Origin of the sequence: Paenarthrobacter sp. DKR-5, assembly GCF_018531425.1 — a bacterium.
Taxonomy (GTDB): Bacteria; Actinomycetota; Actinomycetes; order Actinomycetales; family Micrococcaceae; genus DKR-5.
Window position 1 is genome coordinate 23,148 of the sequence record NZ_JAHBOI010000011.1, and the last position, 12,475, is coordinate 35,622.

General features: G+C 68.9%; 13 protein-coding genes. 8 read left to right on the top strand and 5 right to left on the bottom strand.

The features are described from left to right. The first annotated feature begins 82 nt into the window (after positions 1 to 82). Both KIH31_RS17665 and KIH31_RS17670 read left to right on the top strand, forming a co-directional pair. Positions 83 to 649, top strand: a complete 567-nt coding sequence (locus tag KIH31_RS17665) for an NAD(P)H-dependent oxidoreductase (protein WP_214428465.1) — start codon at positions 83 to 85, stop codon at positions 647 to 649. A 176-nt stretch (positions 650 to 825) separates the two neighbouring features. Next, a complete protein-coding gene (locus KIH31_RS17670; RefSeq protein WP_214428466.1) occupies positions 826 to 2,118 on the top strand; it encodes a PLP-dependent aminotransferase family protein in 1,293 nt (430 codons plus the stop codon). A gap of 48 nt (positions 2,119 to 2,166) precedes the next feature. Here the strand turns inward: KIH31_RS17670 and KIH31_RS17675 are convergent, their stop codons facing one another. Then, the gene (locus KIH31_RS17675; RefSeq protein WP_250546199.1) at positions 2,167 to 2,940 is read right to left on the bottom strand and encodes a GAF and ANTAR domain-containing protein; all 774 of its coding nucleotides are present in this window, start codon (positions 2,938 to 2,940) and stop codon (positions 2,167 to 2,169) included. Between the two features lie 224 nt (positions 2,941 to 3,164). Here KIH31_RS17675 and KIH31_RS17680 point away from each other — a divergent pair, with 224 nt between their 5' ends. The 4 genes from KIH31_RS17680 to KIH31_RS17695 are packed head-to-tail and all read left to right on the top strand — an operon-like array spanning position 3,165 to position 5,447. Then, a complete protein-coding gene (locus tag KIH31_RS17680; RefSeq protein WP_214428467.1) occupies positions 3,165 to 3,659 on the top strand; it encodes a methylated-DNA--[protein]-cysteine S-methyltransferase in 495 nt (164 codons plus the stop codon). A 14-nt stretch (positions 3,660 to 3,673) separates the two neighbouring features. Beyond that, entirely contained in the window at positions 3,674 to 4,150 is a 477-nt protein-coding gene (locus KIH31_RS17685) for an RNA polymerase sigma factor (protein ID WP_214428468.1), read from the top strand. Beyond that, positions 4,147 to 4,791 carry a methylated-DNA--[protein]-cysteine S-methyltransferase gene (locus KIH31_RS17690; protein ID WP_214428469.1) on the top strand — a complete coding sequence of 215 codons (645 nt, stop codon included), beginning with the start codon at positions 4,147 to 4,149 and terminating at the stop codon, positions 4,789 to 4,791. The genes KIH31_RS17685 and KIH31_RS17690 overlap by 4 nt, the downstream gene beginning before the upstream one ends. Further along, positions 4,788 to 5,447: an alpha-ketoglutarate-dependent dioxygenase AlkB gene (locus KIH31_RS17695; protein WP_214428470.1), complete on the top strand. Its 660-nt coding sequence runs from the start codon at positions 4,788 to 4,790 to the stop codon at positions 5,445 to 5,447. The genes KIH31_RS17690 and KIH31_RS17695 overlap by 4 nt, the downstream gene beginning before the upstream one ends. A gap of 28 nt (positions 5,448 to 5,475) precedes the next feature. Here KIH31_RS17695 and KIH31_RS17700 read toward each other — a convergent pair whose 3' ends face one another. The 4 genes from KIH31_RS17700 to KIH31_RS17715 all read right to left on the bottom strand — a co-directional run bounded on the left by KIH31_RS17700 (position 5,476) and on the right by KIH31_RS17715 (position 10,399). Then, positions 5,476 to 6,939, bottom strand: a complete 1,464-nt coding sequence (locus tag KIH31_RS17700; protein ID WP_307857696.1) for a dihydrolipoamide acetyltransferase family protein — start codon at positions 6,937 to 6,939, stop codon at positions 5,476 to 5,478. A gap of 14 nt (positions 6,940 to 6,953) precedes the next feature. Beyond that, positions 6,954 to 7,928, bottom strand: coding sequence for an alpha-ketoacid dehydrogenase subunit beta (locus KIH31_RS17705; RefSeq protein WP_214428471.1), 975 nt, complete (start codon positions 7,926 to 7,928; stop codon positions 6,954 to 6,956). Next, on the bottom strand, positions 7,928 to 9,124 hold the full coding sequence (pdhA, locus tag KIH31_RS17710) for a pyruvate dehydrogenase (acetyl-transferring) E1 component subunit alpha (RefSeq protein ID WP_214428472.1): 1,197 nt from the start codon (positions 9,122 to 9,124) through the stop codon (positions 7,928 to 7,930). Before pdhA ends, KIH31_RS17705 begins: the two co-directional genes overlap by 1 nt. A 150-nt stretch (positions 9,125 to 9,274) precedes the next feature. Continuing rightward, entirely contained in the window at positions 9,275 to 10,399 is a 1,125-nt protein-coding gene (locus KIH31_RS17715) for a histidinol-phosphate transaminase (protein WP_214428473.1), read from the bottom strand. Positions 10,400 to 10,490: 91 nt separating this feature from the next. Here KIH31_RS17715 and KIH31_RS17720 point away from each other — a divergent pair, with 91 nt between their 5' ends. Both KIH31_RS17720 and KIH31_RS17725 read left to right on the top strand, forming a co-directional pair. Next, complete coding sequence (locus KIH31_RS17720) at positions 10,491 to 10,901, top strand: phage holin family protein (RefSeq protein WP_214428474.1); 411 nt, start codon at positions 10,491 to 10,493, stop codon at positions 10,899 to 10,901. 133 nt (positions 10,902 to 11,034) lie between these two features. Continuing rightward, positions 11,035 to 12,471, top strand: a complete 1,437-nt coding sequence (locus KIH31_RS17725) for an MFS transporter (protein ID WP_214428475.1) — start codon at positions 11,035 to 11,037, stop codon at positions 12,469 to 12,471. Positions 12,472 to 12,475 lie beyond the last annotated feature (4 nt).

Genomic DNA, 12,475 nt, shown 5'->3' on the forward strand with positions numbered 1-12,475 from the left:
ATAGAACCGGACCACGGTCCGTTTATTCAGTAGGGTGCGCGAACGAGTGCGCACCCCGAGACCGTTCCTGCAAGGAGACCTCATGTCAGAAACCACAGTCCTCACCCTGGTCGGCAGCCTCCGCTCCGGCTCCATCAACCAGAAACTGGCCGAGACCGCCGAAGCCGTCGCTCCGTCCGACGTTCAGGTTGAGATCTTCGAAGGCCTGGCGGAAATCCCGTTCTACAACGAGGACATCGACGTCGAGGGCCAGGTTCCCGCCGCCGCCGCGAAGCTGCGCGAGGCTGCCGCCGACGCGGATTCCCTGCTGCTGATCTCCCCCGAGTACAACGGCACCATGCCTGCCGTGCTCAAGAACGCCATCGACTGGCTCTCCCGCCCCTTCGGCGCCGGCGCCGTCAGCGGCAAGCCCGCCGCCGTCATCGGCACCGCCTTCGGGCAGTACGGCGGAGTGTGGGCGCACGACGACGCCCGCAAGTCCCTCGGCATTGCCGGCGCGCAGGTTGTGGAGGAGGCGAAGCTCTCCGTCGGCGGCTCGCTGGTCCGCTTCGCCGAGATCCACCCGACCGACGACGCCGAGGTGGCCGCTGACGTCACCCGCGTGCTGCGCACCCTCGCGGAGGCCGCCCCCGCCGAGTCCGCCGCCTAAAGACCCGCACCCGCGGACTCCCGCGAACGGCCGGGTACGGCGACCTTTTCCGACAGGAGCCCGCCGTACCTGGCCGTTCGCGCGTCGGGGCCGTTCGCGCGTCGGGGCCGGACCACGTGCGTATAAAATGAAACAGCTGTTGCCTTCTTGGCAACCTGGCGCGCTATTCTGGTGACGTGACGCAACAGACAGTTAGCCCGACGACGCTGCCGACTGAAACCGAGGACGCCCTCGCGCGCGCACGCCTCGCCGCCGAGGGCGGCAGGCACCCGCACGAATCGCTGTTCTCCGAGCGGGCCGCAAAGATCAAGCAGTCAGCGGTCCGGGACGTCTTCGAAATCTCCCTGCGGCCCGGGCTGGTCTCGCTCGCGGGCGGCAACCCGTACCTGCAGTCCCTGCCGCTGGACCGGCTCGCGGCCAGCGCGGCGGCCATCATCGCCGACCACGGACTGGAAGCTCTCCAGTACGGGGGCGGACAAGGCACCCCTGACCTCCGCGGCCGGATCTGCGACGTCATGGCCGCCGAAGGGATCACCAGCGCGCTGCCCGGGAACATCGTGGTGACGGCGGGGTCGCAGGCGGCGCTCGACGTCGCCACCAAGGTCTTCTGCAACCCTGGCGACGTCGTCCTGGTGGAGGACCCCACCTACGTCGGTGCGCTGAACACCTTCGAAGCGTACGAGGTCGACGCGCGGCCCGTCGCCGTGGACGGGTCGGGACTGGTGCCGGAGGACCTCGAGCGCCGCATCGCCGAACTCCGCGCCGAGGGCAGGACAGTCAAGTTCCTGTACACGATCCCGAGCTTCAACAACCCGTCCGGGGTGAGCCTCTCGGCCGACAGGCGCCCGCAAATCGTGGAAATCTGCCGCCGCGCCAACGTCCTGATCATTGAGGACAACCCCTACGGATTGCTCAGGTTCGACGGGGAGCCCCTGCGGCCGCTGCGTGCCGACCACCCCGACGACGTCATCTATCTCGGCTCCTTCTCCAAGATCATGGCGCCCGGGCTGCGCATCGGCTGGGCGCTGCTGCCGGCCCACTTGAAACAGCGCTTCTATCTGGCCAGCGAGGCGGGGACGCTCTGCCCGCCCACCTTCAACCAGATGCTCGTCTCCGCCTACCTGCGCGATTTCGACTGGCTGGGCCAGATCCGCACCTACCGCAGCCTGTACGCCGAGCGCTGCCGGGTCATGCTCGCGGCGCTCGAGGACGAGATGCCGGCGGGTGTGCAGTGGACCCGGCCGGAGGGCGGCTTCTTCGTGTGGCTCACACTGCCGGAGCACGTCGACACCTACCCGCTGCTGCACGAAGGCATCGACGCCGGGGTGGTGTTCGTCCCGGGGGCGGCTTTCACAACTCAGTCCGGGCACAGCAACACGCTGCGGCTGGCCTTCAGCTCAGCGACGCCGGAGAACATCCGGGAAGGAGTGCGCCGGCTCGCACCCGTGATCCGGCAGGCCCTGGCCTAACCGCCGGGGGCGGAAGCGTAACCGCCGCAGGCGCGGAGGTTACGGAGCTCAGTCCTCGAAGTGCGTTTCCGCAGGGGCGGCCCGGTTCAGGCTGGCCACCAGTTCCTCCGCGATCTGGCGCACCTTCACGTTGCGGGCATTGGACGCCCGCCGCAGGATGTCGAACGCTTCCTCCTGGGTGCACCGGTTCTGGCCCATGATGATCCCCACGGCCAGGTCGATGCCGGTTCGCGACTGCATGGCGGCCTGCAGGTTCTCAGCGGCGCTCACGCTGGCCCAGCCGCGCACGGAAATCCGCAATGCCTTGGAGGCCTGTTCAGCGAACAACCGGGCACGTTCAACAGAACCGTCGTCGAAGGCATGGGCTTGCTCGCCGTAGATGTTCAAAGCGGCGTGCGCGTCCGCATCGAGCGCGAGCGGCAACGCCAGGGCTGAGTGGACGCCGAGGTGCTCGATGGCGCGCAGGTAGGCGGGCCACCGGGTGTCGGAAGTGACGTCGTCGACCATGACGATCCTGCCGGTGCGGAGAGCTTCGAGGCAGGGGCCCTCGTCGTAGTCGTACTGCACCTCGTCCAGCTTGCGGGCCTGCTCGTCGCTGCTGGCGACCGTGAGCTGGCGCCCGGAGCGCAGTTCGAGGGTGACGCCGCACAGCACGTTCAGGCCCCCTCTCGCAGCGAGCGAACGGGAAGCCAGGACGGCGAGCTGGTCGAGGAACGTGTGGATATCCACGGATTCCAGGAGCAGGTCCTGGAGGCTTGAGACGAGGCTCTCAACGTCGGAGCTGACTTGCATGGCAACCGCCTCGTTGCTGTTGGTGTTCATTGGGCTCCAGAATAGCATTCTGGCATTTGAAGAGCCGGATTCCGGGGCGGCCCGAGGCGGATCCCGCGGGCCGGCACAGCCCGGTCCCCGCCCGCGGAAATGGCCTAGGCTGGAGACGCAGCGCCGGGCTCATCTCACGAACCGGCAGCCGTCAGCGTTTACGTGGGTGAAGCCACCTCGCCGGCCTCTTCGCCGGGCAGGACAACGATTGCGGAGGCAGCACCATGAGAACCCACAAGGTCATCGACTCGCCGGTCGGTCCGCTCACGCTGGCGGCCACGGACGGCGTGCTCGACGCCCTCTACATGGACGACCAGGCACACCGGCCGGCGGCGGAGAGCCTGGGGCATGCCGTGCACGCGGGTTTCGAACCCGTCGAAGAGCAGCTCGGCGAATACTTTGCCGGCGAACGCACTTCCTTCACCGTGCCCACGGCGGCCCAGGGAACCCCCTTCCAGCAGCTCGTCTGGTCCCAGTTGAGCCTGATCCCCTACGGCGAGACGCGCACCTACGGACAGATCGCCGCGGGTCTGGGCGGCAGCGCCGTCGCCCGCGCTGTCGGCACCGCGAACGGACGCAATCCGCTCGGGATCATCGTGCCCTGCCACCGTGTGGTGGGAAGCACCGGCTCCCTCACCGGTTACGCAGGCGGCCTGGACCGGAAGCGGTTCCTGCTGGCACTGGAATCCGCCCACACGCCGGACGGCCGGCTCTTCTGAGCCCGGAGAGCACCGTGCCCCTGGAACCATTCGAACGCGTCGTCGCCCGGTACGGTCCCGCAGTGCTGCGGGTATGCACGGCGGTGGTCGGGCCGGTCGACGCCGAGGACGCCTGGTCCGAGACGTTCCTGGCGGCGCTGCGCGCCTACCCACGGCTGGAGCCCGGCAGCAACGTCGAGGCATGGCTGGTCACCATCGCCCGCCGCAAGGCCATCGACGTGCACCGCGCCCGCTCACGCGCCCCGCTGCCGGTGGAGGAACTGCCGCTGCCGCCGGCTTCAGGCACGGAGGACGACGGCCGCAGCCTGCGCGAGGCCCTGAAGACGTTGCCGGACAAGCAGCGCAGGGCCATCGCCTACCACCATCTGGCCGGCCTGCCGTACGCGGAGGTCGCCGTCATCCTCGGCAACAGCGAAGCGGCAGCCCGCCGCGCGGCAGCCGACGGCATGAAGACTCTGCGCGCCCTCCATCAGGCAGGAGACCTCCCATGAACGAACCCCTCGGCGGGTCCTGGAACGCGGGGCGGCACCCCGCTCCGCACACCCCCCTCGACGCCGGCGGAGCAGCGGAGCCTGCCGTGCTGGAGCGCTTGCACGCGCGGCTGGTCAACGCCGCCGCGCAGGAGCATCTGCTGGATATCGCCTACCGGATCGTCGACACCCCGATCGGGCCGCTGCTGCTCGCTGCTTCCGAGCAGGGCCTGCTGCGGGTGGCGTACGCGCGGGAAGGCCATGATGCGGTGCTGGAAAAGCTGGCCGCCCGGATCAGCCCGCGGATTCTGCTCGCCCCGGCTCGCCTTGACCGGGCGGCGTCCGAGCTCGAGGAGTACTTCGCACGCAGACGCACACACTTCGACCTGCCGCTTGATTTCCGGCTGGCAAAGGGGTTCCGCCGCGAAGTGCTCAACCACCTGCCGGACATCGGCTACGGGCAGAAGGCCAGCTATGCGGCGGTCGCGGCAGCGGCCGGCAGTCCCCGCGCGGTCCGGGCCGTCGGCACGGCCTGTGCGACCAATCCGCTTCCCGTGGTGCTCCCCTGCCACCGGGTGGTCCGTTCGGACGGCACGGCGGGCGGCTACGTCGGCGGCCCCGACGCCAAGCGGGCACTGCTGGAGCTGGAGGCCGCGGCATGAACACCCTCCTCCCCCGGCTCCGCAGCGAACCCTCCGACGGCGCAGTGCATGTGCCGGACTGGCTCGGGCTGGCAGAACAGCAGCACCTGGTTGCCGCCTGCCGCCGCTGGGCGGCCGGCCCGGTGCCGATGCGGGCGGCGGTGCTGCCCGGCGGCCACCGGATGTCGGTGCAGACGGTGTGCCTTGGCTGGCACTGGCAGCCGTATAAGTACACCCGCACCGCGGGCGACGCCGGTGGGAACCGGGTGGCCGAGGTCCCGGACTGGCTGATCGGCCTGGGCCGCAGAGCCGTGCTGGAGGCCTACGGGGACGAGGACCTGGCCGCGCGGTACACCCCGGATACGGCGCTGATCAACTTCTACGATGATCACGCCCACATGGGCATGCACCAGGACAAGGACGAGCGCAGTTCGATGCCCATCGTCTCGCTGAGCATCGGCGACGCCTGCGTCTTCCGTTTTGGCAACCCGGTGTCGCGCAACAAGCCGTACACCGACATCGAGCTCGGTTCCGGCGACCTGTTCGTCTTCGGCGGACCCTCCCGGTTCGCCTACCACGGCGTGGTGAAGACCCTTCCCGGCACCGGGGACCCGGCCACCGGCCTCCGGGGCGGGCGCATCAACATTACGATGCGGGTCACCGGCCTCGACGGCTGACCGCCTCCGGTCCTGCCAACCCGGAGAGTCAGTCCAGCAGCAGGGCCGGCTCTTCCAGGATGGCGGCCACGTCGGCCATGAAGCGTGCTGAGAGGTCCCCGTCCACCACGCGGTGATCGAACGAACCGCCCAGGGTGGTGATCCAGCGCGGAATCACTTCGCCGTCGAGCACCCACGGCTTCTGCTTGATCGTGCCGAACGCAACGATCGCGACCTCGCCCGGGTTGATGATCGGCGTGCCGGTGTCGATGCCGAGGGCACCGATGTTGGTGACCGTCAGGGTGCCGCCCTGCATGGCCGACGGCGGCGTCTTGCCGGCGCGGGCCGTGGCAGCCAGCTCGTTGAGCGCAATGGCCAGTTCCTTCAGGGACAGGTCCTGCGCGTCCTTGATGTTGGGCACGAGCAGGCCCCTGGGCGTCGCGGCCGCGATCCCCAGGTTCATGTAGTGCTTGACGATGATTTCCTCGTCCGTCCATGTGGCGTTTACGCTGGGGTTCCGCGCGGCGGCCCAGATGACGGCCTTCGCGAGAATGAGCAGCGGGGACACCTTGATGCCCTCGAAGTCACGGGAAGCCTTGAGCCGCTTGACGAACTCCATCGTGCGGGAGGCGTCGACGTCAACGAAGATGCTCACGTGCGGAGCACTGAACGCCGATTCGACCATGGCCTTGGCCGTCGCCTTGCGCACGCCCTTGACCCGGATCCGCTCCTCGCGCTGGGGCTTGTGCCAGAACTCGGAGGCACCGGCGACCTCAGCCTCGCGCTGCGCCTGGTAGCTGAGCAGGTCCTTTTTCGTGACCTCGCCGCTGGCCCCCGAGGGGGACACATCGGCGAGGTCGATGCCGAGGTCCTTGGCGGCTTTACGCACCGGCGGCTTCGCCAGCACCCGGGTAATGAGCTGGCCCACTCGGTTCTGCAGCCCGGCGGTCAGGGCCGGCGGGGCGGCAGGTGCCGCGGTGAGCTGCGGGACGGCGGGCACGGGTGCGGCGGGCCGGGCCGGGGCCGCGTCCTTGGCCGCGGCGGCCTTAACCGCGGGAGCGGCGGCTGCGGGAGCCGCCGTGCGCCGCGGCCGGCGCTTGACCGGGTCCGCCTTGGGCCCGGAGCCCACCAACGGCCCTGCCGCGGCGTCGTCTTCGGGCAGTTTGCCGTACAGCGGGGTTTCCGGCGGCGCGGCCGGAGCCTCCGACGGCGCGGGCGCGGCGCCCCCGGCAGGCTTGGCTTCCAGGCCGGGGGCGGCGACGGCACCGCGGTCGGACCCGATCTTGATGATCGGGGTGCCGACCTCAACGGTCTCGCCTTCGTTCACCAGCATCTGCGCGACCACACCGGCGTAGGGGGACGGCAGTTCGACCACGGACTTCGCCGTTTCGATCTCCACGAGCACGTCGTTGATCGCGACAACGTCGCCCAGCTTGACCTTCCAGGCCAGGATTTCGGCCTCGGTCAGGCCCTCCCCGACGTCGGGCAGGTTGAAGGTGTTCAAATCAGACACGGTTCCTCCGTTGGTCAGTACGCCATGGCGCGGTCCAGCGCGTCCAGGATCCGGTCAATGTCCGGCAGGTAGTGTTCCTCCACGCGGGCCACCGGGTAGGGCATGTGGAACCCGCCGACCCGGATGACCGGGGCTTCCAGGGCGTAAAAGGCGCGTTCGCTGATGCGCGCGGCAATCTCGCCGCCGATCCCGCCGAAGGTCGGCGCCTCATGGGCGACGACGAGCCGGCCGGTCTTCTCGACCGAAGCGGTAACGGTGTCGAAATCCAGCGGGGAGATGGAGCGCAGGTCGATCACCTCGACGCTGCGGCCGTCCTCCTCGGCGGCCTTCGCGGCGGCCAGGGCGACGGGCACGAGCGGCCCGTAGGCCACCACCGTGGCGTCCGTGCCCTCGCGCAGCACGTGGGCGCTGAACGGATCCGACGTCGGCTTCTCCAGGTCCACCTCTCCCTTAAGCCAGTACCGGCGCTTGGGCTCGAAGACGATCACCGGATCCTGGCATTCGACGGCTTGCTGGATCATCCAGTAGGCGTCCTGCGGGTTGGACGGAGTGATGATGCGCAGACCGGCCGTGTGCGCGAAAAGCGCCTCCGGCGATTCGGAGTGGTGCTCAACCGAGCCGATGCCGCCGCCGTACGGGATGCGGATGACGACGGGGACGGTGAGCTGGCCGTCGCTGCGCGCATGCATCTTGGCCAGCTGCGTGGTGATCTGGTTGAAACCGGGGAAGACGAAACCGTCGAACTGGATCTCAGCGATCGGCCGGTAGCCGCGCAGCGCCAGCCCGATGCAGGTGCCGATGATCCCGGACTCGGCCAGTGGCGAGTCGACGACCCGGTCGGCGCCGAATTCCTTCTTCAGACCTTCGGTGACGCGGTAGACGCCGCCGAGGTCCCCGATGTCCTCGCCCATGAGCAGCGACTTCGGTTCCGATCCCAAGGCTGCGCGCAGGCCCTCGTTGATCGCCTTCGCGATGGTCATGGTGGGCATCAGGCGTTCTCCCCTTCGGCGTCGGTGAAGCCGGCCTCGTATTTTTCGAACCAGGCCGTTTCCTCTTCGACCAGGGGGTGCGCCTGCGCGTAGACGTTCGCGAACGCGCTGCGGATGTCCGGGTTCGCCATCTCAAGCGTGGCCTTGCGGACATAGGCTGCCAGCTGCTTGCCTTCCTCGGCCACTTCGGCAAAGAACGCGTCGTCCGCGAGGCCCTCCGAGCGCAGGTACTTCTCCAGGCGCAGCAGCGGGTCCTTGGCCCGCCACGCGTCCTCCTCCGCCGAGTGGCGGTATTTCGTCGGGTCGTCCGCGGTCGTGTGGGCTCCGAGGCGATAGGTGAAGGCCTCGATCAGCACCGGCCCTTCCCCGGCGCGGGCGCGCTCGAGGGCCCACTTTGTCACGGCGTGCACGGCGATGACATCGTTGCCGTCGACCCGGATGCCGGGGAAGCCGTAGCCCTGGGCGCGGTTGGAGAGCGGGATGCGGGACTGCACCTCGAACGGGACCGAGATTGCCCAGTGGTTGTTCTGGCAGAAGAACACGACCGGTGCCTTGTAGGACGCGGCGAAGACCATCGATTCGTGGACGTCGCCCTCGGAGCTGGCGCCGTCGCCGAAGTAGGCCACGGTCGCGGCAGGGGCCAGCGCGGCGTCCATCTTCTGGTCGCGCTGGATGCCCATTGCGTAGCCGACGGCGTGCGGGACCTGGGCGGCGAGGACGAGCGTGTACAGGTGGAAGTTGGTCGCGGTTGGGTCCCAGCCGCCGTTGGCGACGCCGCGGAAGAGTTTGAGCAGCTCGGACATGTCGACGCCGCGGGTCAGGGCGACGCCGTGCTCGCGGTAGGTCGGGAAAATGTAGTCCTGCGGCGCCGTCGCCCGGCCCGAGCCGATCTGCGCGGCCTCCTGGCCGGTCAGCTGGACCCAGAGGGCGAGTTCGCCCTGACGCTGCAGCGCCGTGGCTTCCTGGTCGAACCGCCGCACGCTGGCCATGTCGCGGTAGAACGCCTTGAGGGCCTCACCGTCCAGGTCAGTGGCGTAGGGGCCGAAGGTCGGGTCCTCCCGGCGGCGGCCCTCGGCGTCCAGCAACTGAACCATCGGCGCTTCGGGCTCGCCCTGCGCCATCTCTGCGGCAGCCTCGAGCGAACCGTCCAGGTCCGTTTGGTCAAACTCGGTGGTGGGCAGGTGCGCTGCAGCCATACCGTCTCCTCGCCTGCCTCGTCTCTCCGGACGAGATGTCGATTGTCATATATGCCGCCTCCGGCATGCATTCCGGGTGTGGCATATGTCTTGTGCGTCTTCGGGTCCTACTCTAGCGGCAGCCTCCGATGCGCCCGAATCATCGAGCCGCTAGAAACCTGCGGGAGCATTTGTGTAGGCAGCACAGAGCTCCAGGAAGCGGTCGTTGGCTTCCACCTCGCCGATGCTGACCCGCACCCCCTCCTCGCCGAAGGCGCGCACGGACAGAGCCCGCTGTTCCGCCTGGGCCGCGAAGCCCGGGCTGTCGGCGCCCAAGGCAAGCCAGACAAAGTTGCCCTGCGCATCGGGTACCTGCCAGCCCAGCGAGCGCAGCCCCGCCACGACCCGTTCCCGCTCGTCGACCAGGCCCTGCACCCGCTCGGCCACCTCGTCGAAGTGGGCCAGCGACACCAGGGCAGCCTCCTCGGCCAGGGACGAGACCGCGAACGGAACGGCCGAGACCCGCAGGTAGCGGGTGAGCTCCGGCCGGGACACCGAGTAGCCCACCCTGAGTCCGGCCAGGCCGTGAGCCTTGGAGAACGTGCGCAGCACGACCACATTCGGGTAGTTGCGGTACAGCTCGATGCCGTCCACCGCGTCCGGACGGCGCACGAACTCCTGGTATGCCTCGTCGATGACGACGACGACGTCGCTGGGGACAGCGGCGAGGAACCGCTCGGTTTCGGCCAACGTAAGCACCGGGCCGGTCGGGTTGTTCGGGGTGCACAGCAGGATGACGCGGGTGTTCGGCGTTACAGCGGCAGCCATCGCGTCCAGGTCGTGGGTGCCGTCGGCTTTGACCGGGACCTGCACGCTCAGCGCTCCGGCCAGCCCCACCGAGATGGGGTACGCCTCGAAGGAACGCCACGCGTAGATGACCTCGTCCGCCGGGCCCGCCTCGTTCTGGCCTGCGAACGCCGCCAGGATCTGGTTCAGGGCGCCGAGGCTGCCCCCGCCGGTGACGATGTCCTCCGCCGGCACTCCGAGAAAGTCCCCCAGCGCAGCGCGCAGACGGCTCGCCGTCGCATCCGGGTAGCGGTTGATGTCCACTGCGGAGGCGATGCTCTCAAGCACCGCCGGCAGCGGCGGAAGCGGATTCTCGTTCGAGGACAGTTTGAAGCTGGTCAAGCCCTGGACCGCGGCAGCCGGCTTGCCCGCGACATAGCTCGGCAGACGCCCCAGCACGCCACGCGGCCGGACGACGGCGCCGGCGCCACGGTGATCAATGGAAGTCATGTCGGTAGCCTAATGCTCCCGGCTCCATGCCGCAGATGCCCGCGGTCCGGCACCGCAGGCATCCGCGCCACCGGTGTGCCACGATAGGGCCATGGGTTCGTTCCTCGCGCGCGTCGCGGTCAACGCTGTGGCCCTGTGGGCCGCGAACTGGCTCCTGCCCGGCATGGACATCACGACCACCGGCAGCGGCGTCGTCCAGGGAGACACCGTTGGCGGGCTCCTGCTGGCCTATCTCTTCCTCGGCCTGATCTTCGGCGTAGTCAACGCGTTGGTGCGGCCGGTGGTGAAACTGCTGGCCCTGCCCCTGACCATCCTCACGCTCGGACTTTTCACCGTGGTGATCAACGCCCTGATGCTCATGCTGACCGCTTGGCTGAGCTCCCACACACCGGTGCACCTGAGCATTGACAGCTTCTTCTGGACCGCCGTGCCGGGCGCCGTCATCATCAGCGTGATCTCCGTCGTGGCCAGCCGCCTGATCCGCAGCGACCGGAGGCGCTGACTGCGGCCTCTCACGGCCCGCGCGGACGTGTGAGTCCATCGTCATGCGGCTTTTACCCCAGGCCACCGCCCGCGAAACACAGCCTTCCTAGATTTGCTTCCATCGAGCGATTCCCGCACTCGTTGGAGGATAAATGAGCATCGACCAGGCAGTCGGCACAGACCGGCCCGCAGAGAACAGCTCCGGCCTGCCGGCCGACACCACCCCCGCACCCGCGACCGGCGCGATCGCGTTCCGGCCGGGCCGCTGGATTGACGGCTGGAACCCGGAGGACCAGGGGTTCTGGGAAAGCACCGGCCGCCGCATCGCCGGCACGAACCTCCGGTGGTCCATCTTCTGCGAATTCCTCGGCTTCGTGGTGTGGCAGCTGTGGTCCATCGCGGTGGTGTCGCTGCCCGCCGCCGGCTTCAAATTCGACAGTTCCCAGATCTTCTGGCTGATCTCCATTCCGAGCCTGGTCGGCGCCGCGCTCCGCATCCCGTACACCTTCATGGTGCCGCGCTTCGGCGGCCGGAACTGGACAGTCGTCTCGGCCCTGCTGCTGCTGATTCCCACGCTGGCCCTCTCCGCGTGCGTGGCCAACCCGGGCACGCCGTTCGCCGTGATGCTCGCAGTCGCGGCGCTGGCCGGATTCGGCGGCGGAAACTTCGCGAGTTCGATGTCGAACATCACCTTCTTCTACCCGGCCCGGGAAAAGGGCTGGGCGCTGGGCCTGAACGCCGCCGGCGGCAACCTGGGCGCCGCCGTCGCGCAGCTCGTGGTGCCGGTCGCGGTCACCCTGGGGGCCGCGGCGACGGTGAACCTGCCGCTGGCCGGGCTGATCTGGGTCCCGTTGATCCTGCTCGCCGCCTGGGGAGCACGCCGCTACATGCACAACCTCTCGCACGCGAAAGGGGATCTGGCCGGGTCGATCGCGGCCCTGAAGGAGCCGCACCTGTGGCTGCTCGCGTTCCTGTACATCGGCACCTTCGGATCCTTCATCGGGTTCTCCGGTGTCTTCCCCAAGCTGATCAAGGACTTTTTTCCCGCCTTCTCCACCATCGCCGTCGGCGCCGTGGCCCTGTCGCTGGCCTTCCTCGGCCCGCTTGTCGGGTCCGTTGCCCGGCCCTACGGCGGCAGGCTGGCCGACCGCTTCGGAGGTGCCCGGATGACGGTCGCGTCCTTTGCGGCGATGGCCGTGATCACTCTCGCCGTCGTGTTCACGCTGCCGCTGCGCAGCTTCTGGCTCTTCCTGGGCCTGTTCCTGCTGCTCTTCACGGCCAGCGGCTTCGGCAACGGCGCTACTTACCGGATGATTCCGGCAGTTTTCGCGACGGCCGGCAGGGCTGCAGCCTCCGGCGCCCCTGCGGAAGAGCGCCAGCGGCTCGCGGCTTCCGCGCTCGGCCTGATTTCAGCCATCGGCGCCTACGGCGGGTTTGTGATCCCGCAGGTCCTGAGCGCGTCCTACACCTCAACCCGTTCCTACAACGGCGCCTTCTACGGGTTCGTCGCGGCGTACCTGGCCATGCTGGTCGTCGCATGGCTGTGCTACCTGCGGCCCGGCGGCCGTGCCGGCGCGGCCCGGATCTGAGGCT